At 74.7% G+C, this 22064-nt stretch carries 15 protein-coding genes and 1 pseudogene; 7 read left to right on the top strand and 9 right to left on the bottom strand.

The window, feature by feature from the left end; genetic code table 11:
* Positions 1–59: 59 nt before the first annotated feature.
* The 4 genes from ABZ573_RS25395 (at position 60) to ABZ573_RS25410 (ending at position 6596) form a co-directional block, all read left to right on the top strand.
* Complete coding sequence (locus tag ABZ573_RS25395; protein ID WP_151456540.1) at positions 60–887, top strand: MBL fold metallo-hydrolase; 828 nt, start codon at positions 60–62, stop codon at positions 885–887.
* Entirely contained in the window at positions 884–4468 is a 3585-nt protein-coding gene (locus tag ABZ573_RS25400; RefSeq protein WP_358121457.1) for an adenylate/guanylate cyclase domain-containing protein, read from the top strand. Before ABZ573_RS25395 ends, ABZ573_RS25400 begins: the two co-directional genes overlap by 4 nt.
* A 127-nt stretch (positions 4469–4595) precedes the next feature.
* A complete protein-coding gene (locus ABZ573_RS25405; RefSeq protein WP_151456542.1) occupies positions 4596–5066 on the top strand; it encodes a hypothetical protein in 471 nt (156 codons plus the stop codon).
* 30 nt (positions 5067–5096) lie between these two features.
* Positions 5097–6596, top strand: a complete 1500-nt coding sequence (locus tag ABZ573_RS25410) for a serine/threonine-protein kinase (protein WP_358121459.1) — start codon at positions 5097–5099, stop codon at positions 6594–6596.
* On the opposite strand, the gene ABZ573_RS25415 is transcribed toward ABZ573_RS25410, so the two are convergent.
* Positions 6573–6920 carry a hypothetical protein gene (locus tag ABZ573_RS25415; RefSeq protein WP_151456544.1) on the bottom strand — a complete coding sequence of 116 codons (348 nt, stop codon included), beginning with the start codon at positions 6918–6920 and terminating at the stop codon, positions 6573–6575. The genes ABZ573_RS25410 and ABZ573_RS25415 overlap by 24 nt on opposite strands.
* Before the next feature lie 281 nt (positions 6921–7201).
* On the opposite strand from ABZ573_RS25415, the gene ABZ573_RS25420 reads away from it, so the two are divergent.
* The 3 genes from ABZ573_RS25420 to ABZ573_RS25430 all read left to right on the top strand — a co-directional run bounded on the left by ABZ573_RS25420 (position 7202) and on the right by ABZ573_RS25430 (position 11350).
* Positions 7202–9007: an alpha/beta hydrolase gene (locus ABZ573_RS25420; RefSeq protein WP_358121462.1), complete on the top strand. Its 1806-nt coding sequence runs from the start codon at positions 7202–7204 to the stop codon at positions 9005–9007.
* Positions 9008–9258: 251 nt separating this feature from the next.
* The gene (locus ABZ573_RS25425) at positions 9259–10371 is read left to right on the top strand and encodes a hypothetical protein (protein WP_358121464.1); all 1113 of its coding nucleotides are present in this window, start codon (positions 9259–9261) and stop codon (positions 10369–10371) included.
* A gap of 349 nt (positions 10372–10720) precedes the next feature.
* On the top strand, positions 10721–11350 hold the full coding sequence (locus ABZ573_RS25430) for a hypothetical protein (RefSeq protein WP_358121466.1): 630 nt from the start codon (positions 10721–10723) through the stop codon (positions 11348–11350).
* Positions 11351–11419: 69 nt separating this feature from the next.
* On the opposite strand, the gene ABZ573_RS25435 is transcribed toward ABZ573_RS25430, so the two are convergent.
* The 8 genes and pseudogenes from ABZ573_RS25435 to ABZ573_RS25470 all read right to left on the bottom strand — a co-directional run bounded on the left by ABZ573_RS25435 (position 11420) and on the right by ABZ573_RS25470 (position 22020).
* The gene (locus ABZ573_RS25435; protein WP_327029859.1) at positions 11420–12610 is read right to left on the bottom strand and encodes an acyl-CoA dehydrogenase; all 1191 of its coding nucleotides are present in this window, start codon (positions 12608–12610) and stop codon (positions 11420–11422) included.
* A 16-nt stretch (positions 12611–12626) separates the two neighbouring features.
* Complete coding sequence (locus ABZ573_RS25440; RefSeq protein ID WP_358121468.1) at positions 12627–14690, bottom strand: biotin carboxylase N-terminal domain-containing protein; 2064 nt, start codon at positions 14688–14690, stop codon at positions 12627–12629.
* 55 nt (positions 14691–14745) lie between these two features.
* Positions 14746–16347, bottom strand: coding sequence for a carboxyl transferase domain-containing protein (locus ABZ573_RS25445; protein WP_358121470.1), 1602 nt, complete (start codon positions 16345–16347; stop codon positions 14746–14748).
* Complete coding sequence (locus ABZ573_RS25450) at positions 16344–17483, bottom strand: acyl-CoA dehydrogenase family protein (protein ID WP_327029856.1); 1140 nt, start codon at positions 17481–17483, stop codon at positions 16344–16346. Before ABZ573_RS25450 ends, ABZ573_RS25445 begins: the two co-directional genes overlap by 4 nt.
* Positions 17480–19303, bottom strand: a complete 1824-nt coding sequence (locus ABZ573_RS25455; RefSeq protein ID WP_358121472.1) for an acyclic terpene utilization AtuA family protein — start codon at positions 19301–19303, stop codon at positions 17480–17482. The genes ABZ573_RS25450 and ABZ573_RS25455 overlap by 4 nt, the downstream gene beginning before the upstream one ends.
* Before the next feature lie 122 nt (positions 19304–19425).
* Positions 19426–20208 (bottom strand): annotated as a pseudogene (locus ABZ573_RS25460) (TIGR03084 family metal-binding protein); the annotation flags it as partial.
* 53 nt (positions 20209–20261) lie between these two features.
* A complete protein-coding gene (locus ABZ573_RS25465) occupies positions 20262–20864 on the bottom strand; it encodes a TetR/AcrR family transcriptional regulator (RefSeq protein ID WP_327029854.1) in 603 nt (200 codons plus the stop codon).
* Between the two features lie 412 nt (positions 20865–21276).
* On the bottom strand, positions 21277–22020 hold the full coding sequence (locus ABZ573_RS25470; protein ID WP_358121474.1) for a metallophosphoesterase family protein: 744 nt from the start codon (positions 22018–22020) through the stop codon (positions 21277–21279).
* Positions 22021–22064 lie beyond the last annotated feature (44 nt).

Genomic DNA, 22064 nt, shown 5'->3' on the forward strand with positions numbered 1-22064 from the left:
TCAGAGGCGGAGCCTGCAAGATCGCGGGGAGTGGCCGGCGGGGCCGTACGATCGCAGCCATGACCGGGCACTTCACCGCGCCGGCGGCGGCGCTCGCCGACGGGTTGCCGGGTTGGGTGACGCTGCTGCGTGCCCCGAACCCCGGGCCGATGACGCTCGACGGCACCAACACCTGGGTGCTGCGCGCCCCTGGCCGGGAGCACGCCGTCGTCGTCGACCCGGGCCCGGCCGACGAGGGGCACCTGGCGGCGATCGCCGCGCAGGGGCCGATCGGCCTGGTGCTGATCACCCACGGCCACCCCGACCACACCGACGGCTCGCGCCGCCTGCACGAGCTGCTCGGCGGGGTGCCCGTACGCGCCGCCGACCCGGCGCACACCATCGCCGGGGAGCCGCTGACCGGGCCGGGCGGGGAGCTGGACGGCCACGGGCTGGGCGTCCGACTCGTGCCGACCCCCGGGCACACCGGCGACTCGGTCTGCTTCCTGGTCGAGCACGGCGACGAGCGGGTGGTCCTGACCGGCGACACGATCCTGGGCCGGGGGACCACCGTGGTCGCCCACCCGGACGGGCACCTCGGGGACTACCTGGCCAGCCTGGAACTGCTCTCGACGTACCGGGGGATCCCGGCGCTGCCGGGGCACGGTCCGGCACTGGCCGACTGCGGCGTCGCCGCGGACTTCTACCTGGCCCACCGCCGGGCCCGGCTCGACCAGGTCCGGGCGGCGGTCGCCGCGGGCGCCTCCACCGCCGCCGAGGTGGTCGCGACGGTCTACGCCGACGTCGACCGGTCGCTGTGGTGGGCCGCCGAGTGGTCCGTCCGGGCCCAGCTGGAGTACCTGGGCCGGGAATCCGGCGGAGGTGCCGCGGGGTTGGAGCAAGCGTGACCTGCCCGGTGTGTGGAACCGTCGCCGTGCCCGGCGCGCGGTTCTGCCACAACTGCGGCGCCGCGCTGCCGGCCGCCGCGACGCTGCCCGCGGCCGAACGCCGCGTGGTGACGGTGCTCTTCGGCGACCTGTCCGACTTCACCTCCTGGTCCGAGGACCTCGACCCGGAACGCGTCGGCGCGGTCACCGACCGGGTGCTCGCCGCGCTGGCCGGCGCGGTGAAGACGTTCGGCGGCCACGTCGACAAGCTCACCGGCGACGGGATCATGGCGGTCTTCGGGGCGCCGGTCGCGCACGAGGACGACGCCGAGCGGGCCGTGCGGGCCGCGCTGTCGATGCAGCGGGCGGTCCGCCGGGTGCTCGACGACGAGCGGGGCGGCGGCGCGCCGCTCGGCCTGCGCGTCGGGCTGAACACCGGCGACGTGATCGCCGGCATCCAGGCCGCCATCGAGTACACGGTCATCGGCGACACCGTCAACACCGCCGCCCGGCTGGCCGACGCCGCCGCCGTCGGCGCGGTCTACGCGGGGGCGCGGACCTCCGCCGCCACCCGGCACGTGGCCTCCTGGCGGGCGTTGCGCCCGCTGCGGCTCAAGGGCAAGCGGGAGCCGGTCGAGGCGTACGAGCTGCTCGGCCTCCTGGACGCCCCGGGCACCCGGTCCGGCCTCGGCGACGAGGCCCCCTTCGTGGGGCGGGAGACCGAGATCGGCCGGGTCGCCGGCCGGCTGGCCGAGGTGATCGACCGCGCCGAGCCCCGGGTGCTGCTGATGACCGCCGAGGCCGGGATCGGCAAGTCGCGGTTCGCCGCCGAGGTGGAACGCCTCGCCGCCGGCTACGACGTGGGCGCCGGCCGGTACGCCGCGCACACCGGCGCCCGGGTGCTGTCGGTGCGCTGCGCCGCGTTCGGCGAGCGGCGCCGGCTCGCGCCCCTGGCCGACCTGGTCCGGGCGGCGGTCGGCCTGCCCAACGACGCCGCCACCGCGCTCACCCGCCCGGCCGTCGAGGAACGCCTGCGCCGGCTCGGCCAGCGACTCAGCCGCACCGGCACGCCGGCGCCGGTCGCCATCGACCAGCTGCTGGCCCTGCTCGGGTACGCCGAGCTGCCCGGCGGCGGCCCGGCCGACCAGGGCGAGTGGGGCACCGCCCAGCCCGCCGACGCCGACACCGTGCCGAACGCGGTCGCGGACCTGCTCACCGCGCTCGCCGGGGAGGCGCCCCTGGTGGTCGTCGTCGACGACCTGCACGACGCCACCGCCGAGACCATCGAGGCGCTCGGGATCACCCTGTCCCGGCTCGCCGGCCCGGTGCTGGTGCTGCTGCTCGGCCGGCCCGAGCTGGTGCGTACCGCCGGGGCGCTGACCCGGGTCGCCGACGCCGAGGTGCACGCGCTGCCGCCGCTGCGCGGCGCCGACGCGGCCCGGCTGCTCACCACCTACCTCGGCGGCGGCAGGCTGCCGCAGTCCGACGCGGACCGGCTGCTCGCCACCGCCCAGGGCAACCCGTTCTACCTGGCCGAGCTGGTCACCCTGCTGATGGAGCGGGGCGCGCTGACCACCGTCGCCGAGCGGAACTCCCCGAGTCCGGGCGGCTGGCGACTGGTGCCCGGCTCGCTCGGCAGCCGCCTGCTCTCCCGCGACCTGGCCGCGGTGCTCGCCGCGCGCATCGACGCGCTGCCGGCGGAGGCCCGCTCCGTGCTGCGGGACGCGGCCGTCGTCGGCGACACGGTGCCGGACGGTGCGCTGGAGGCGCTGCGCGAGCAGCGGGCCGGCCGCGACGGCCGCCCGGCGGCGGTGGTCGCCGTCGAGCTGGAACGGGCGGTGGAGGAACTGCTGCAACGCCGGATGCTGCACCGCACCCGCGCCGGGTACGCCTTCGCGACCCCGCTGATGCGGGAGGCCGCGTACGCCGGGGTGAGCAAGGCCGAGCTGGCCGAGCGGCACGCGGCGCTGGCCCGGTGGGCCGCGGCCGGCCCGTCGGCAGGTGCGGGCGCGCCGGGCGGCTTCGCCGAGGCGGCCCGCGACGTCTTCGTGGCCCAGCACGTGGAGCGGGCCGCCGCGCTGGCCGACGCGGTCGGGCTGCGGCCGGACGCGCCGGCGCGGGCCGTCGTCGGTCTGGGCGTCACCGCCCTCGGCGGGGCCGCGCGCCGCTCGTTGCAGGCGGGTGAGCCCGCGCTGGCCGTGGAGTACGCCGAACGCGCGGCCGAGCTGGCCCGGGACGGGGTGCCGGCGGCCGACCGGGTGGTGCACGCCCGGGCGCTGCTCCAGGTCGGACGTCCCGCCGACGCGCTCGCCTTCGCCGAGAAGATCGCCGCCAACGCCGGCGACGAGTCCGCCGTCCGGACCAGCGCGCTGCTGCTCGCCGGGCAGGCCCACCAGACCATGGGCGACCAGGCGCGCGCGGTGGGCTGCTGGCAGGAGGCGTTGCAGGTGGCCACGGCCGGCGGGCTGCCGACGCTGCGCGCCTCGGCGATGCGCCGCCTCGGCATGGCCGACTTCGTCGCCGGGCGGTTGGGGCAGGCCAGCAGCCGGCTCGCCGCGTCGTACCAGGTGAGCCTCCAGTCGCAGGACCGCCGGGGGCAGGCGTGGTCGTTGCAGAACCTTGCCTGGGTGACCACGACCCGGGGCGACTTCGCCGGCACCGACGCCGTGCTCGGCCGGGCCGCCCGGCTCTTCGCCGAGCTGAAGGACCCGTACGGGCGGGCCTGGCTGCGCGGCACCACCGCCTTCGCCCGGCTGCTCGCCGGCCGGCTGCGCGAGGCGTGCCGGATGGCGCAGGTCTTCCTGCCGTTCGGCGAGCGGGTCGGCGAGGCGTGGGCGGTGGGCACGCTGCGCGCGGTCGAGGCGTTCGCCACCGCCGAGCTGGGCGAGCTGGGCGAGGCGGACCGGGGGGCCCGTCGGGCGTACCGCGAGTTCGCCGCCGCCTCCGACGACTGGGGGCGCGGGTTCGCGCTGGTCGTCCGGGGCGTCGTGGCGCGCGGGCTGGGCGAGCCGGGGCACGCCGCCGACCTGCTCACCGACGCGCTGTCGTACGCGGAGCGGACGTCGCACCCGTTGCTCACCGGGATGGCCGGCACGCTGCGCGGGTTCGTGGCGCTGGACCTGGGTGACTGCGACACGGCCGAGCGGGACGCCCGGTCGGTGCTGACCGCCGTCGAGCCGCACAACCCGCAGGCACCCGCCCAGGTGGGGCCCCGGGTGCTGCTGGCCACCGCCCGGCTGGCCGCCGGCGACTCCGCGACCGCCGTGGGGCTGCTCGCCCCGGTGGCCACCGCCGCCGCCACCGTGCCCTCGCTGCTCTTCTCCCGCCGCCAGACCATGGCCCGGTACGCGTCCGCCCTGCTCGCCCACGGCCAGTGCGAGCAGGCGCTGGACTGGGCCCGGCGGGCCGTCGCCGCCCCGGCGGAGGACGTGCGCAGCCAGGTGGTCGCCGCCCGGGTGCTCGCCGAGGCGCTCGCGGCCTGCGGCCGGCCCGTGGAGGCGCTCGCCAGCGCCGAGGAGGCGGTCCGCCTGGCGTACGCGACAGAGCAGCGCAGCGAGCGCGCCGCCGCCGACGCCCTGCGGGCGCGCCTGACCACCCCCTAGTCCCGCGAACCCCGGAACCGGAAGGTCTGGCGGTTCTGGGGATGCGGTGTGTCGGGGATGGCCGATAGCGTGTCAGGTCCGAGGGGCGGTCGGTCGTGCGACCGCGTCGGGTCTGGGGAGGGCCGTGATGAGGTTGCCGCGTTCGGCCGCCGGATGGACGATCGCGGTCTTCGGCGTGCTGGCCCTGCTCATGGGCGCGGTCGGGCTGGTCTGGCCGGAGGCGCTGCTGCGAATGCTCGGCTTCGAGGTGCCGGCGACGCGCGCGGCCGGCGACCACACCGGCACCTTCCTGATCGCCTCCTCGATGGCCTCGTTCAACATGGGGGTCTACTACCTGCTCGCCACCGCCACCGAATGGCGGTCGTTCTTCCGCTTCACGGTGGTGTTCCGGCTGGTCACGTTCACGGTGTTCAGCATCGCGGTGCTGGCCGACATCGCGCCCGGGAGGTTCTTCGGGGTGGCCGCCTGGGAGGGCCTCGGCGCGGTGGCGACCGCCGTCGGGCTCTGGTGGGACAACCGTCGCGCGGGCCCGGGGGCGGTGGGCGGCGGAGGCGATTCCGCAGCCGGTGCCGTTCCGGCCGCTGATGCGGTTCACTGAGCCGTCGGTCCGGTTGGGTATTTTCGAGCTGTGACCGCGACCCCGCCCGGCGCCCTGCCGGCGCCCATTGTGCCCGGTCTGACCGATCTGCGCGTGTTTGCCAGGGGAGGCTACGCGACGATCTACAAGGCGACCCAGATCTCGGTGGGGCGAGAGGTCGCGGTCAAGGTGGAGAATCGCACCCTCGACAGCGAGCACGACCAGGCCCGCTTCCTGCGCGAGGCGCGGGCCGCCGGGCGGATGTCGTCCCACCCGCACGTGGTCGACCTCTTCGACGTCGGGGTCACGGTCGACCAGCATCCCTATCTGATCATGGAGCTCTGCGACGGCTCGTACGCCGAGCGGATGCGGACCTCGCCGCTCGGGCCCGCCGAGGCGCGCGACCTCGGGGTCAAGATCGCCGACGCCGTCGCCCACTCGCACGCCGCCGGCGTGCTGCACCGCGACGTCAAGCCGGCGAACATCCTCTACTCGCACTTCAACTCGGCGGTGCTGGCCGACTTCGGGCTGGCCGTGGTGGCCGAGATGCGTGACGCCTCGGTCGCCCTGGAGGTGCTCACCCCGGCCTACGCGCCGCCGGAGATGTTCAACCACAGCCCGCCGTCGCCCGCCGTCGACGTCTACGCCCTCTGCGCCACCCTCTACGCGGTGATGCACGGCCGCCCGCCGCGCTGGCAGTCCGAACGCAACCCCAGCCTGGTCACCGTGCTGGAGATGTTCCACCAGCCGGTTCCCGGCCTGCCCGGGGTGCCGGCCGAGATGATCGACGTGCTCCGGGCCGGGATGTCCAACGATCCCGGCGAGCGTCCCTCGGCTGTCGAGCTGCGCGACCTGCTGGTCGGCCTGCCGCTCGGTCCCGCCGGCGCCCAGGCGGGCGGCACGGGCATCCCGGGTCCGGTCAGCGGCGTGCCCGGCCCCGTCGGCCCGTACGGCGTGGACCACGTCTCCCGGCCCGCTCCGCGACCGCCGGTGGAGGACCTCCACCCCACGGTGCCCACCGCCCGCCAGCGGCGTCGGCGGCGCTGGTTCCTCGGTGGCGCCGGGATGGTCGCGTTGGCCGCCTCGGCGGGCGCCGGTGCCTGGCTGGCCGGCGCGGTCTCCAGCCCGGGCCCGTCGCCGACCGCCGGCGTGGCGGCGACGAGCACGGTGCTGCCCGCCTGCGCCCTGACGACCGCGTTGCCGGCCGGCGCGGGCTGCGCCGACGAGTTGGAGTGCTTCGGGCCGATGGAGGTGCGCGGCGCGCGGACCCGGGCGCCCCGGGTGCCCTGCGACGGCCAGCACACCTGGGAGAGCTACGCCGAGGGCAAGCTCCCCGACACCCTGGTCGGCGCCGGCCACGACCAGGTCAGCGCGGACGCGGCGGTACGCGGGGTCTGCAACGAGACCACCTTCCGGCTCACCAGCGGGATCAGCTACGCGGACGGCTGGAACCTGGAGGTGCTGCCCCCGGCCGACGCCGACCGGACGTACCGCTGCCTGGCCGGGCGTGGGCTCGACGCGCTCGTCTCACCCACCCTCACGGGCCGCTGAGCCGCCGCGTCCCCGGTGGCGCTCGCGCATCGCGCGGACGGCCTCCCGGTGGTCCAGCGACTCCAGCGTGTCGGCGTCGACGCCGTACAGTCCCCCGACGGGCTGCCCCGGGCCGTTCGGCGTGACCGCCGGTTCCGGGCCGTCATCCTGCCGGGCCGCCGCCACGGACACCGCCGCGATCATCGTCGCCAGTACGCAGAGCAGCGCCAACGTCACGCCGACGAGATCCTGGCGCCCCCACACGATCAGCGTCACCAGCAGGGAGGCCGCCACCAGCGCGGCCGCCACCGCCTTCGCCCGTGCATCGGGCCTCGCAAGTCTCACCCGTCCAGGATGTCCGAGCGGGGCCCGCTGTCAACCGGGTCGCCGGCACCGGATGACCGCCGGTGTGGATGGCCGGCATCAGTGAGCCGGCGCGCGGGCTGACACCGGGCCACTGCGCCTGGCCGCCGCCAAAAGCGTCGACGGTGAACAATTCGTTACATCGATCAGCGGTTTGTCGGATATGCGGCCGTTCGCCGGCCGGTAATCCTGGTCCGCCGTTCCTAGAGTGACGGAGGTCGAGCCACGCTCGACCGTCCTGTCGCCCACCGGAAGGCGTCCACATGCCACGACGAAACCGGTCCCTCGCCGCCGCGGGAATCGCCGGCGTCCTCCTCGCCGGCGCCGCGGTCGCACCCGCCGCCGCCGCACCGTCCCCCGCCGGCGGGGACCGTCCGGTCACCTCCGACCGGACCAGCCCACAGGAGGCCCGCCGGGTCGACCGGGTGCCCACGCCCGCGCTGGACTGGTACGCCTGCTACGGCTACGCCGAGTGCGCCACCGTCCGGCTGCCCCGCGACTACGACAAGCCGAACGGCCCGACGACCGAGGTCGCCGTGCTGCGCGTCAAGGCCCGCGACCAGCAGCGGAAGATCGGCAGCCTCTTCGTCAACCCGGGCGGCCCCGGCGGCTCCGGCACCGACGTCGCGCTCGCCGCGCCGTACTTCCTCGGTGACGAGGTGCTGGACCGCTTCGACATCGTCGGCGTCGACCCGCGCGGCGTCGCCGCCAGCCAGCAGGTCAGATGCTTCCCCTCCGTCAAGGAGCAGACCCGGGCGTACGCCGGGCTGAACGTGGCGTTCCCGTGGACGAAGGCCGAGGAGAAGGCCTACGTGGCCTCCTCGAAGGCCGTCGGCAAGGGCTGCTCCACCACGGGCAAGCCGCTCACCGGCGCGATGTCGACCGCCGAGGTCGCCCGCGACATGGACGTGCTGCGCCGTGCCGTGGGTGACCGGAAGCTCACCTTCCTCGGCTTCAGCTACGGCAGCATCCTCGGCCAGTACTACGCCAACATGTTCCCGGACCGGGTCCGCGCCCTGGTGATCGACGGCGTGCTCAACCCGAACGAGTGGGTCGGCCAGGGCAGGGCGCGCAACCTGTCCCAGGAGGACCGGATGCGCAGCGCACAGGGCGCGTACAAGGCGCTGCGGGAGATCCTGGTGCGCTGCGACAAGGCCGGCGCGGAGGCGTGTGCGCTGGCCGAGGGCGATCCTGTCGCGTCGTTCGACCTGGTCGCGAAGCGGCTGCGGGCCAAGCCGGTGGTCATCGAGGACCCCGACCTCGGCCCGGTCACCATCACGTACGCCGACTTCGTCGCCGCCAACCTCAGCATGCTCTACGGCCCGACGGGCTACGCCGAGGTCGTCGACCTCACCGCCGCCCTGCTGGTGCTCACCGACCCGGCGTCGTCGCCGGCCGCCCGCCGCCCGGCGACGGCCGACGTGACCCGCCAGGCCGCCAAGGCCCGCGAGCAGGCCCGACGGTACGACTTCCCGTACGAGAACGGGTTGGAGACCTTCCTCGGCGTGGACTGCACCGACGCGTACCACCCGAAGGACGCCGGCTCGTTCCCGGCGCTGGCCGCCAACGCCGACAAGCGCGACCCGTACTTCGGTCGGCTGTGGACGTGGGGCACCTCGCCGTGCGCCCGCAAGACTTGGACCGTGCGGGACGAGGACGCCTACACCGGCCCGTTCAACCGGCGGACCGCCGCGCCGGTGCTGGTGCTGGGCAACTACTGGGACCCGGCGACCAACTACCGGGGCGCGGTCAGCTCGGCCCGGCTGCTGCCGAACAGCCGCCTGCTCAGCAGCGACAGCTGGGGGCACACCGCGTACGGGACGTCGGCCTGCGTGACCGGCGCCGTCGACGCGTACCTGCTGCGCGGGGCGCTGCCGGCCAACGGCAAGGTCTGTGTGGGCGACGTCCAGCCGTTCGCCGAGCTGCCGGCCGAGCCGGAGGCGACCCGGCGGGCGGAGGCGTCGAAGGGCGTGCTGGCCGCCGAGGGCGCCCCCGGGCGGGGTGAGCCGAAGCGGCTCCCGCCGGTGGTCGCCCCGCTGCCGGCGGTCGGCTCGCTGACCGTCCGCTGAGGACCCGGGGTGCGGCGGGCGATCGGGCGCCCGCCGCACCCCGCCCCGCGACAGCGCGCGCAGGAGATGCCCGAGCGAGGAGGAACCGCGGCAGGTCGTGGTCGACATGGGCTGGCTCGGCGACGCGGCTGAGGATCCTCATCGTCGTGCCGAAAATGCCGACACCCGAAATCGATCGACGAATCCCTATGCGATTTGTGGTCCTGCGGCGACTCTGTCCCTACCGGTTCCATCACCCGCAGGGGGCACGCATGATCCAGATCCGCGCCGGACATCGACGCGCCGCAGTCGCGATGGGCGCCGCGCTGATCCTCGCGGCCGCGCCGATCGGCACCCCACCGGCGTACGCCGACAGCCAGGTCGAGGCGTACACGATCGGCACGGGCTACGGCCTCTACAAGTCCACCGGCGGCGCACCAGCCCTGGTGCACGGTGAGCACGTCGCGCCGCCCGGGGCCGGCATCGCCACCATCCGGCCCGCATCCGGCAGCGTCACCGCGTTCGCGATCGGCCTGAACGGCGGTCTCGTCATGTCGCGGACCCTGCCGCTCGGCCCCGGCCCCGCCGTCACCATCGACGGCCCCTCCGGCCTGGCCCCACCCGGGGCCCCGACAGCCGCCGCCGGCCTGGACGTCTTCTTCGTCGGCCGCAACGGCGCGGTCTTCAACAGGTCATACCTGAGCAGCGCGCCGGTCGGGCCGCGGCCGATCACCGTCGCCGGCATCGCCCCACCCGGCGCGGTTGTCGCCGCGATCCCCGGGACCACTCCCGGAGTGGCGTTCGTCGGCACCGACGGCGCACTCCGCGTGGTCCGGTCGAACAGCACCGGCACCTGGACGACGGCACCGGCCAGCCCGCCGAACTTCGCCACACCCGGTGGCGGGCTCGCCGCCATCTCCGCCCTCGCCGGGTTCGTCACCGGGCTCGACGGACGGATCTGGCAGGTGAGGCTGACCGGCGGCCCGATACCGGACCCGTGGCAACCGGTCGCCGTCGCCGGTGCCGGGACCGCACCGGCCGGGGCGCACCTCGCCGCGGCCCAGTTCGCCGGCGGCCCGGCCATCGTCATGTTCGCCGGCCACGACGGCGCCGTCCGGGCCACCTCGAACGTCGCCGGAACCTGGCACGAGCCGACGGCAGCCACCGCATCCGGCGTCGCCATCGCCGGAAAGCCGATCGCCGCCACCATCCACGGCGACCACCTCGACGGCGACTGGTGCGGCAACAGCCTGGCGTGGCAGATCCGCATCCCGAAGCCGAATCCGCCGTCCGGCCCCCATCCCGAGCCGTGGAACGCTGTCGTCTCCTCGTTCCAGGCCCCCAGCATCCAGGCCGGCGGCCACATCGCCAACGTCCTGCGCTAGCACTACGCCATCGGCCGGATGCCGTCGCGGCTGACCTGCCGGCCGCCGCCCAGTCGCGCCGGGGCGCGGGGCGGGTGATCAGGATCCTATGGACGTCATCCGGCTGCTTTGAGGTCCATGGCGTCCTGATCACCGGGGCGGGCGCTCACGCGGAGGTGTCGTCCTTCACCGGCGGCCAGTGGGCCAGCTTCGTCCAGGACATCAAGGGCGGCAGGTCCGACGCCTGAGCGACGATGTCGAGTGTGGTCACCGGCTGCACCCGGCTACCGGACAGCTCCGTCGCCCGGCCAGGGTTGCAGGACGGAACATGGCCCGCTGCGTCAGCCCTGCTGAGTGGAACGATGGACCGATGAGCGATCTCGGAAGATGGGAGCCGGAGACTCCTCGACAAGTCGTGGACCGGTTCCGCCGCAGCGACGTCCGACAGCCGTGGTGGATCGCCGGCGGCTACGCGATCGAACTGTTCGCCGGCCGCAGTCTTCGCCCCCACGGTGACATCGATGTCCTGATCCTTCGACGTGATCAGTGGATGGTCCACCACGTCCTACCCGGCTGGGACATCCAAGCCGCCGATCCGCCCGGGCAGCTGCGTCCCTGGAGAGAGGGGGAGCTGCTTCCCGAACACGTCCACGACATCTGGTGCCGAGAAGGTCCCACCTCGCCCTGGCGGATCCAGTTCATGATCGACAACGCCGAAGGGCAGCATTGGCACTCGCGACGCCACCCGGCGGTGACACTTCCTGTCGACCGCCTCGGTCGACGCACCCGCGATGGCTGGCCGTACCTTGCTCCAGAGGTCCAGCTTCACTACAAGGCGAAGCCGGCAAACCAACTGGCCAAGGATGAGATCGACTTCGCCGCAGCCCTGCCGCTTCTCAGCCAACCAGCCAGCCGATGGCTCGACGATGCCCTGGGAACCACCCTTCCTGACCATCATTGGCGCCGAGCACTGAAGACCCACACCGCCCATCCACGATGAGCGGTGCTCCCCGCCGTCAGAGCCTGCCTCAACGGGTGGATCCCGTACCTGACACGGGGCGAGCCGGAGTCAGTAGGACTTGTCCTGACCGAGGACGTGCTGGGCGACGAAGTTGAGGATCATCTCGCGGCTGACCGGGGCGATCCGGCCGGCGCGCACCGCGCCGAGGAGCGTGGCCACGCCGTACTCGGTGGTCATGCCGGCCCCGCCGAGCACCTGGACGGCCGTGTCGACCGCCAGCGCGGCGGCCTCCCCGGCGGCGTACTTGGCCATGTTGCCGGAGACTCCGGCCTCCAGGTCGCGGCCCGCGTCATAGAGGGTGGCCGCCTTGTGGATCATCAGGCGGGCCAGTTCGACCTGCACGGCGGCGTGCGCGAGCGGGTGGGCCACGCCCTGGTGGGAGCCGATGGTCCGGCCGCCCCAGACCTTGCGGGTGGCGGTGTACTCGCTGGCCCGCTCGATCGCGTACCGGCCGGTGCCGGCGCCCATCGCGGCGACCGTGATCCGCTCCGGGTTGAGCCCGGCGAAGAGCGCCGGCAGGCCGGCGTCCAGCGACTCGCCGACCAGCGCGTCGGCGGGCAGCCGCACGTCGTCGAGGTAGAGCAGGAACTGGTTCTCCGGGGAGACGATCTCCATGTCCAGCTTGGAGCGGGTCAGCCCCGGCGCGTCGGTCGGCACGATGAACAGCGCCGGCTTTAGTTTCTGCGGCGTGGCATCCCCTGTGCCGGCCTGGCCGTCTTCGACAGCGACGCGGGCGACGACCAGCACGTACGACGCCTCGTCGACGCCCGAGATGTAGCACTTGCGACCGGAGAGCAGCCAGTCGTCGCCGTCGCGGCGGGCCACCGTGCCGAGCCGGTGGAAGTTGGAGCCGGCCTCCGGCTCGGTGATCGCGAAGACCACTTTCAGCGAGCCGTCCGCGAAACCGGGCAGGAAGCGCTTGCGCTGCTCCTCGGTGCCGTGCCGGGCGATCACCGTGGCCGCGATGGCGGGGGAGACCACCAGCAGCAGCAGCGGGCAGCCGGCCGCCGCCAGCTCCTCGCAGACGATGGCCAGCTCGGTGATCCCGCCCCCGCCGCCGCCGTACTCGGTGGGGATGTTGACCCCGAGGTAGCCCAGCCGGCCGGCCTCGTCCCACAGCTCGGTGGTGTGCTCGCCGGATCTCGCCTTGGCGACGAAGTATTCGTGGCCGTACCGGCGGCCCAGGGCGCGCACGGCGTCGCGGAGCTGGTCCTGCTCGGGGGTGAGGTCGAAGTTCATCGGGGGGCCTCCAGGATCACTCGGGGTTGACCACGGCCAGCACGGCGCCCGTGTCGACCTGCCCGCCGGCCGCGACCGGAAGCTCGGCGACCACGCCGTCGGCCGGGGCGAGCACGGGATGTTCCAGCTTCATCGCTTCGAGGGTCAGCAGCAGGTCGCCGGCCGCCACCCGCTGACCGACCTCGACGTGCACCCGGGTCACCGCGCCGGGCAGCGGCGCGACCAGCGACCCGGCCGCCAGCTCCGCCGTGGGCTCGGGGAAGCGCGGCAGCTCGGTCAGGCTCGCTGCCCCGTCCGGGCCGTCCACGAAGACCTCCGAGGACACCCGGTGTACGCGGTACGCCCGCCGCACCCCGTCGACGTCGAGCACCACCCGGTCCGGGGTGGCCTGGACAAGGCTCACCACGGGCGTCGGCCCGCCTGCCGGGGCCGCCTTGTCCGACGACGACCCGCTGGCCGGGGCCGCTCCGTCCGGGGCCAAACCGTCGGTGCGGGCGGTGGAGCCGGCGCCCGGCGAGGCCGACCACTCGGCGAGGCCGCCCGAGCGGTCCAGCCGGTAGCGGACCTCGATCTCGCCGTCCGGTCCCGCGTAGCGGGTGACCTGCGGGAAGGCGGGCACGTTGCGCCAGCCCGATGGGAGGCCGGCGAGCACCGGCGCGGCGGCGCGGCGGGCGGCGGCGGTGGCCAGCGCGGCGGCCAGGGCCACCAGGGGGAGCTGGTCGGTGGGCAGCAGCGGGGCGAAGACCTCCCCGTGCCGGTCCAGGAAACCGGTGTCGATCTCCACGGCGCCGAACTCGCGGCTGCGCAGGATGCGGACCAGCAGGTCCCGGTTGGTGGTCACCCCGTGCAGCTCGGCCCGGGTCAGCGCGTCGGCCAGCAGCCGGATCGCCTCGGCGCGGGTCTGGCCCCAGGCGATCACCTTCGCCAGCATCGAGTCGTAGTGCACCCCGACGGTCGAGCCGTCCACCACGCCGGAGTCCAGCCGCAGGCCGATCGCCCGGAGGTTGCCGAACTCCCGCGCCACCCCGGGGACCGCGAACCGGTGGAGGGTGCCGGTGGCGGGAAGCCAGCCCTGCGCCGGGTCCTCGGCGCAGAGCCGCACCTCGATCGCGTAGCCACGCATCCAGTTCGGGTCAATGGCGTTCTCCGGCAGGGGCTGGCCCTCGGCGACCATCAGTTGCAGCCGGACCAGGTCCAGCCCGGTGCAGAGTTCGGTGACCGGGTGCTCGACCTGGAGGCGGGTGTTCATCTCCAGGAAGTAGATCTCCCCGTCGGGCGCGAGCAGGAACTCGACCGTGCCGGCGCCCACGTAGTCGACCGCCCGGCCGGCGGCCACCGCCGCCTCGTGCAGCCGTTCCCGGACCTCGGCGGGAAGGACCCCGGGGGCCTCCTCGACGATCTTCTGATGCCGGCGCTGGATCGAGCACTCGCGCACGCCCAGGGCGGCCACCGTACCGTGCGTGTCGCCGAAGATCTGGACCTCGACGTGCCGGCCGCGCTCGACGTACCGCTCGACGAAGACCGTGCCGTCGCCGAACGCCGCAGCCGCCTCGCGGCGCGCGGAGGCGACGGCCTCGGCGAGGTCGGCGGCGTCGCGGACGATCCGCATGCCGCGCCCGCCGCCGCCGGCGGACGCCTTCACCAGCACCGGGAAGTCGGTGATCGCGTCGGCGTCGGTCCAGGTGGGCAGCATCGGCACGCCCGCCTCGGCGAGCAGGGCCTTCGCCGCCACCTTGTCGCCCATCGCGGCGATCGCCTTGGCCGGCGGGCCGACCCAGGTCAGCCCGGCGTCGGTCACCGCCGCGGCGAACTCGGCGTTCTCGGCGAGGAAGCCGTAGCCGGGGTGGACCGCGTCCGCACCGGCCCGGCGGGCCGCGTCGAGGATCAGGTCGATCCGCAGGTACGTCTCGGCGGGCGTGTTCCCGGGCAGCCGCACCGCCTGGTCGGCCTCGGCGACGAACGGCGCGTCGGCGTCGGCGTCGGAGTGCACGGCCACCGTCTCGACGCCCAGCGTCCGACAGGTGGCGAAGACCCGGCGGGCGATCTCGCCCCGGTTCGCCACCAGAAGTCTCGTGATCACTGAGTCTGCCTTTCGTTCGCGACTGCGGGACTCCGCTTCGCTGCGTTCCTCGCGCTCACATGCGGAAGACGCCGAAGCCGTCGGCGCCCCTGACTGGTCCGGTGTGGATCGCCGACAGGCAGAGCCCGAGGACGGTACGGGTGTCGCGGGGGTCGATCACCCCGTCGTCGTAGAGCCGGCCGGAGAGGAAGAGCGCGCCGGACTGCGACTCGATCTGCTGCTCGACCATCATCCGCATCGCGGCGTCGGAGTCCTCGTCGTAGTCCCGGCCCCGGGCGGCGGCGGCCTGCCGGGCCACGATGGACAGCACGCCCGCGAGCTGCGCCGGCCCCATCACCGCCGATTTGGCGTTCGGCCAGGTGAAGAGGAACCTCGGCTCGTACGCCCGCCCGCACATGCCGTAGTTGCCGGCGCCGTAGGAGGCGCCCAGGTTGACCGTCAGGTGCGGCACGGTCGAGTTCGACACCGCGTTGATCATCAGGGCGCCGTGCTTGATGATGCCGCGCTGCTCGTACTCGGTGCCGACCATGTAGCCGGTGGTGTTCTGAAGGAAGATCAGCGGGGTGTCGGCGGCGTTGGCGAGCTGGATGAACTGGGCCGCCTTCTGCGCCTCCTCGCTGAACAGCACGCCCCGCGCGTTGGCCAGCACCCCGACGGGATAGCCGTGCAGCTCGCCCCAGCCGGTCACCAGGGCGGTGCCGTAGGCCGGCTTGAACTCGTCGAACTCGCTGCCGTCGAGCACCCGGGCCAGCACCTCGCGCGGGTCGAACGGCACCTTCAGGTCGGCGCTGGCGATGCCGAGCAGCTCCTCCGGGTCGTACTTCGGCGGAGCCGGGAACGGGTTGCGCGGCGGCGGGCCCTGCTTGCGCCGGTTCAGCCGGCGTACGCACTGCCGGGCGAGCCGGATGCCGTCGGGCTCGTCCTCGGCGAGGAAGTCGGCCAGCCCGGACGTGCTCGCGTGCATGGCGGCCCCGCCGAGGGACTCGTCGTCGGTGACCTCGCCGGTGGCCATCTTCACCAGCGGCGGCCCGGCCAGGTAGACCTGCGACCGGTCCCGGATCATGATCACCTGGTCGGACATCCCCGGCACGTACGCGCCCCCGGCGGTGGCGTTGCCGAAGACCACGCTGACCGTGGGGATCTTCGCGGCCGAGAGCCGGGTCAGGTCGCGGAACACCCGCCCGCCCGGGATGAAGATCTCCGCCTGGGTGGGCAGGTCCGCGCCCGCCGACTCGACCAGGTTCACCATCGGCAGGCGGTTGGCCAGGGCGATCTCGCCCGCCCGGCGGGTCTTCGCCAGCGACCACGGGTTCACCGCGCCGCCGCGTACCGTCGGATCGTTCGCGACGATGAGGCACTCGACGCCCTCGACGACGCCGATGCCGGTCACCACGCTGGCGCCGACGGGAAAGTCGGTGCCGTACGCCGCCACCGGCGACAGTTCCAGGAACGGGCTGTCCGGGTCGAGCAGCAGTTCGATCCGCTCCCGGGGGAGCAGCTTGCCCCGCTTGTGGTGCCGGGTCACGTACTTCTCGCCGCCGCCGGCGCGGGCCTGGTCGAGGGCGGCGTCCAGCTCGGCGAGGCGCTCCAGCAGGGCCTCCCGGTTGGCGCGGTACCCCGGCGAGGACGCGTCGACCGCGCTGCGCAGTGTCGTCATAGGCCCATGCCCTTCGCGATGATCTCGTTCATGATCTCGGTGGTGCCGCCGCCGATGCCGAGGATCCGGGCGTCGCGGTAGTGCCGCTCCACCTCGGCGTCGCGCAGGTAGCCGTAGCCGCCGTGCAACTGGAGCGCCTGGTCGACCACCTCGGCGCAGGCGGCCACCGCGACGTTCTTCGCCATCGCCACCTCGGTCACCACCGGCTCGCCCGCCGCCACCCGGGCCGCCACCTGGTGCACGTACGCGCGGGCCGCCTCGGTGCGGGTGTGCATCTCGGCCAGCCGGTGCCGGATCAGTTGCCGGCTCGCCAGGGGGCGGCCGAACGTGGACCGGTCCCGGCACCAGCGCACCGCCAGCTCCACGGAACGCTGCGCGATGGCGTACGCCTGGGTGGCGAGGGAGAGCCGCTCCGCGGCGAAGTTCTGCATGATCGCCAGGAAGGCGGTGTCCTCCGCGCCGACCCGGTTCGCCACCGGCACCCGGACGTCGACGAAGGACAGCTCGGCGGTGTCGGAGCAGTGCCAGCCGAGCTTCTCCAGCCGACGCCCGACCGTGAAGCCCGGCGTGCCCTTGTCGATCACCAGCAGGGTCAGGGCGCCGGTGCCCGGCGGCAGGGTGCAGACGGCGGTGGTCACGAAGTCGGCCCGTACGCCGCTGGTGATGTAGGTCTTCGACCCGTTGACCACGTAGTGGTCGCCGTCGCGCTGGGCGTGGCTGCGGATGCTCGCCACGTCCGAGCCGCCGTCCGGTTCGGTGATCGCCAGCGCGCCGATCATGGTGCCGGCCAGCGTGGGCCGGACGTACCGGTCGATCAGCTCCGCGTCGCCGGAGGCGACGATGTGCGGCAGGGCGATGCCGTGGGTGAACAGCGCCGCGATCAGCCCGGACGAGCCGCCGGAGCGGATGATCTCCTCGGTGACGATGACCGAGTCGAGCAGGTCGCCCCCGCTGCCGCCGACCGATTCCGGGAAGCCGATGCCGAGCAGGCCGAGCTTGGCGGCGGTGGCGTGCAGTTCCCGGGGGATCTCGCCGGCCCGCTCCCAGTCGTCCAGGTGCGGCAGCACCTCTCGGGTGACGAAGGCCCGGGTCAGCTCCCGCAGTTGCCGGCGCTCCGGCGTGTCCACGATGGTCATCGGCCCTCCCGGGGCGTCGCGCCTACGGCCGGGGAGTCCGGGCCGGGCGTGAGTTCCGCCGGCAGGTCGACGAGCCGGGACCGGAGCAGCTCGCCGAGCGCCTTGGCCTGCGGATCGAACCGGGTGGAGGCCGCCACCCCCTGCCCGAGCAGGCCCCGGACGACGAAGTTGACGGCCCGCAGGTTCGGCAGCTCGTACCGCTCCACGGTCAGCGGCGCGGTCTCCGGCAGCAGCTCGCGCAGCCGCGCGGTGGTCAGCCAGCCGCGCAGCCACGACCAGGTGGCATCGGTGCGGGCCCAGACGCCGAGGTTGGCGTCGCCGCCCTTGTCGCCGGAGCGCGCCCCGACCAGCTCGCCGAGCGGCGCGCGCCGGACGGGCCGGTCGGCCGCCGGGGCCGTCCCGTCGGGCGCTGTCCCGTCGGACGCCGTTGCGTCGGGCGTCGGTCCGTCGGACGCCGTTGCGTCGGGCGTCGGTCTGTCGGGCGCCGGCCCGTCGGGCGGGCCGGCGGGGGATCCCGGCTCGTCGGGCGGGCCGGCGGTCCGCGCTGGCGGCGGGATCGACACCCGCTCGCCGGAGGGGAGCACCGCGACGTGCGGCACCGCGTCCTGCGGCACGGCGTCGGCGGTGAACACCCCGTAGGGCGTCGCGTCGCCCGGCAGCGTGGTCAGCGTGCAGCCGGGGTAGGAGGCCAGGGCCAGCTCCACCGCGGCGGCCGAGAAGGCCCGCCCGGCCCGCGCCTTGTCGCCGTCGCGCAGGTGTACGTGCAGCAGCGCGCTCGCCGCCTCGGTGTCGACCGCGTCGGCGTGGTCGGTGCGGGCCAGGGTGAACGCCAGCCCCTCCGTGCCGACCGCCGCCTCGACCTGGCTCCGCACCAGGGCCGCCTTGGCGGGGATGTCGAGCCCGCACAGGACGAAGGTCATCGAGTTGCGGAAGCCGCCGAGGTTGTTGACGCCCACCTTGAGGGTGGCTGGCGGGGGCGTACCCCGGACGCCGCTCACCCGTACCCGGTCCGGCCCGTCGGCGCTCAGGGTGACCGTGTCCAGCCGGGTCACCACGTCCGACCCGAGGTAGGCCGGGCCGCCGACCTCGTAGAGCAGCTGGGCGGTGACCGTCTCCACGGTGACCGCGCCGCCCGTGCCCGGGTGCTTCGTGATCACACAGGAGCCGTCGGGGTGCAGCTCGGCGACAGGGAAGCCGGGGCGCCGCCCGCCGTCGGGCAGCTCCGTGAAGAAGCTGAAGTTGCCCCCGGTCACCTGCGCCCCGCACTCGACCAGGTGACCGGCGACGGTCGCCCCGGCCAGCGCGTCCAGGTCGTCGCGCCCCCAGCCGAACCGGGCGATCGCCGGCCCGACCACCAGTGACGCGTCGGTCACCCGGCCGGTGACCACCACGTCCGCCCCGCCGTCGAGGCAGGCCGCGATGCCGTATGCCCCCAGGTAGGCGTTCGCCGTCAGCGCGTCCGGGCGGGCGAGGGCGTCGCCCTCGACGTACCCGACCCGGACGGTCAGGCCGAGCCGGTCGGCGAGGGACCCGATGGCGGCGGCCAGGCCGGCCGGGTTCAGCCCGCCGGCGTTTGTCACGATCCGTACGCCCCGGTCGAGCGCCGTGCCGAGGCAGCCCTCCAGCTGGCGGAGGAAGGTCTTCGCGTAGCCGAGGGAGGGGTCGCGCAGCCGGTCCCGGCCGAGGATCAGCATGGTCAGCTCGGCGAGGTAGTCGCCGGTCAGCACGTCCACTTCGCCGCCGTCGAGCATCTCCTGCCACGCCGTGAACCGGTCACCGTAGAAGCCGGAGGCGTTGCCCACCCGCAGCACGTCGCTCACGCCGGCACCCCGCCCGCCACGCCGGTCCAGCCGGCCGCCCCGGCAGCGGGGACCGCGTCGGTCGTGTTGGCCGCGTCGGCCGTGTCGGCCGTGCCGGGTGCGTTGGCCGTGTCGGCCGTGTCGGGTGCGGGAGCCGTCGGCGGGCGGCCGGGACCCGGTGGGCCGGCGAAGGCCTGCGCGACGTCCAGCCAGGCGTCGGCGACCGGGCCGGTCGCCGCCAGCGCCAGGTCCGCGCGGTGCCTCCGCTGGGTGACCAGCAGGCAGAAGTCGAGCGCGGGACCGGTGACCCGGTCGGCGGCGTCGGCCGGGCCGTACGCCCAGGTGTCGCCGTCCGGCGCCGCCAGCTCGACCCGCACCGGCGCCGTGGGCACCGGCCGGCCGTGGGCGGCGAAGCTGTGGCCGAGGGTACGGAAGCCGAGGTGCGCCACGTGCCGCAGTCGGGCCGTGCCGGGGCGGGTCACGCCGAGCGCGTCGGCCACGTCCGTGCCGTGCGCCCAGGTCTCCATGATCCGGGCGGTGGCCATCGAGGCGGCCGACATCCGGGTGCCGAACCAGGGCAGCTTCCCGCCCGCCGGCACGCGTGCCAACGCGTCGGCGAGCGCCGCCCGGCCGGCCCGCCAGCGGGGAAGCAACCCGCTCGGCGGGGCGAGGAACTCCGCCACTCCGACGTCGACGAGCCGGGCCGGGTCGGGGGCGGCGAGCACGACGGCGAGGAACGCCTCGGCGTCGGTGGCGGCGAGCAGTGCGACGTGGTCGGTCCAGGCGAGGTGGGCGATCTGGTGCCCGACGCTCCAGCCCGGGGACGGCGTGGCGCGCTCCCAGTCGGTCGGCGGGCCGGTCACCAGGTCGTCGAGCTGCTGGGATTCGTCGGCCAGGTCCGCGAGCAGGTCCTTGAGGTCGACCATGGTGCCTCCGGGGGCTGGGCGGGCGGCCAGGGCGGGCCGGTCGGGGCGGGCGGTCAGGGGGTGAGCAGGGTGGCGAGCTGGCGCTTCCAGGTGTGCAGCAGGGCGGCGCGGCGGGACGAGTCGTCGTTGAGCAGGTTGGCCACCCCGAGCCCGCGGAGCAGGTCGAGGGTCGCCTGCACCGCCTCGCGTACGCCCGGACGGCGTTCGTCCACGTCGAGCAGCGCGACGGTGAGCCGGTGCATCTCGCGGCCGACCCGGGCCTCCAGCGGCACCAGGGCCTCGCGCAGCTCCCGGTCGGTGCGCGCGGCGACCCAGAGTTCGAGGGCGGCGACGAAGAGCGGGCCGGTGAAGGCCGCGCCGAGCAGGTCGATCACCCGGTCGAGCCGCTGGGGGCCGGGCGGCAGCGCCTCGGCCTCGGTGCGCAGCTCCTCCGCCCGCCGCTCCGCGAGGTGGGCGACGGCGGCCGTGACCAGCGCGGCCTTGGTGGGGTAGTGGTGCAGCTGGGCGCCGCGCGAGACGCCGGCCCGGGCTGCGACGACGGTGGTGGTGGTGCCGGACCAGCCGTGCTCGACCAGGCACTCGACGGTCGCCTCCAGCAGCCGCGCCTGGGTGGCGCGGCTGCGTTCCTGCTGAGGGACGCGGGTCGATGCGGACATGGAGACAGCGTGCCGCCGCAGAAACAAACAGTCAAGACTGACTTTTTCTCGGCGGGCGACTCGACCGCATGCCTCGCCGGTCCCGGTGCTTGCAAGCCCGCCATCCGCGCCACCGCGATGGCCCGCGGACAACGTGGCGGGCAGGGCGCCGGGCAGGGCGGCGGATGACCTACGCGGCCCTGTCGAACTGATGTCGTAGCCGACTCACGCGACCGCGCCTTCCTGCGGCGACCGTAGAGACGCGGCGCCGGATTCCTCTGATGTCGTAGGCGATTCAGTTCGACAGGGCGGTGGCCGGGTTCTTCCTCCGTTCATCCTCCGCGTCCTTGTCCCGTCGCCCTCCGCGTCCCTCGTCCCGTCGCCCTCCGCGTCCCTCGTCCCGTCGCCCTCCGCGTCCCTCGTCCCGCCGTCCTCAGCGGCCGTCGCGCGGGGCGAAGACCGCGAGGGCCGCGGCGTCGCTGTGTCGGGAGCGCAGGTACTCGTCCGCCCAGTCGGCGGCGTCGGGAAAGCCCGACTCGGCCGCCACCCGGGCGCAGGCGGCGTCCACGTCGAAGGGGGTACGCCGCAGGTCCACGCCGGGCCCGAGGAGCGCCCAGAAGGCGCCGGGGCCGCCGTAGGGCATCCCGATGCTGCCCGGGTTGACGATCAGCCGGCGGTCGGCCAGCCGGGTGAACGGCATGTGGGTGTGCCCGCAGACCACCGTTCCCACCTCGGCGGGGACGTCGGCGAGCACCTCCGCCCAGCGTTCCATCCGGGAGTCGACGAGCACGACCTCCTCGTCGTCGCGGGGGGTGGCGTGGCAGAACAGCACCGGACCGAGGCCGGCGATCTCCAGGGTGACCGTCAGCGGCAGCGCCGCCAACCGGGCCAGCTGGTCGTCGCGCAACTGCTCGGCCGCCCAGTTGGAGACGTCGACCGGGGAGAGGTGCCCGGCCCGGGCCTCCACCAGCTCACGGTCGGCGTTGCCGCGGACCCAGCAGGCCCGGTCGCCGAGGTCGGCGAGCACGTCCAGCACCTCGACCGGCTGTGGGCCGGCCGCGATGTCGCCGGTGAGCACGATCAGGTCGGCGGCGGCGACGTCCGGCTCGGCCAGCACGGCCTCCAGCGCCGGCAGCGCACCATGGATGTCGGAGAGAACGGCGACCCGGTTCAGCATCGCTCCACCGTGCCCACCGGCCCGTGCCGGTGTCCAGCGGTTCT

Source organism: Micromonospora sp. NPDC007220, assembly GCF_040634035.1.
In the GTDB taxonomy this organism is placed as follows: Bacteria; Actinomycetota; Actinomycetes; order Mycobacteriales; family Micromonosporaceae; genus Micromonospora; species Micromonospora reichwaldensis.

What these genes read in the sequence shown, in the direction of transcription:
- ABZ573_RS25430 (WP_358121466.1), top strand. Translation starts at nt 10,721, where the DNA reads ATGAGCGATCTCGGAAGATGGGAGCCGGAGACTCCTCGACAAGTCGTG.
- ABZ573_RS25420 (WP_358121462.1), top strand. Translation starts at nt 7,202, where the DNA reads ATGCCACGACGAAACCGGTCCCTCGCCGCCGCGGGAATCGCCGGCGTC.
- ABZ573_RS25465 (WP_327029854.1), bottom strand. Translation starts at nt 20,864, where the DNA reads ATGTCCGCATCGACCCGCGTCCCTCAGCAGGAACGCAGCCGCGCCACC.
- ABZ573_RS25395 (WP_151456540.1), top strand. Translation starts at nt 60, where the DNA reads ATGACCGGGCACTTCACCGCGCCGGCGGCGGCGCTCGCCGACGGGTTG.
- ABZ573_RS25405 (WP_151456542.1), top strand. Translation starts at nt 4,596, where the DNA reads ATGAGGTTGCCGCGTTCGGCCGCCGGATGGACGATCGCGGTCTTCGGC.
- ABZ573_RS25445 (WP_358121470.1), bottom strand. Translation starts at nt 16,347, where the DNA reads ATGACGACACTGCGCAGCGCGGTCGACGCGTCCTCGCCGGGGTACCGC.
- ABZ573_RS25450 (WP_327029856.1), bottom strand. Translation starts at nt 17,483, where the DNA reads ATGACCATCGTGGACACGCCGGAGCGCCGGCAACTGCGGGAGCTGACC.
- ABZ573_RS25425 (WP_358121464.1), top strand. Translation starts at nt 9,259, where the DNA reads ATGATCCAGATCCGCGCCGGACATCGACGCGCCGCAGTCGCGATGGGC.
- ABZ573_RS25435 (WP_327029859.1), bottom strand. Translation starts at nt 12,610, where the DNA reads ATGAACTTCGACCTCACCCCCGAGCAGGACCAGCTCCGCGACGCCGTG.
- ABZ573_RS25470 (WP_358121474.1), bottom strand. Translation starts at nt 22,020, where the DNA reads ATGCTGAACCGGGTCGCCGTTCTCTCCGACATCCATGGTGCGCTGCCG.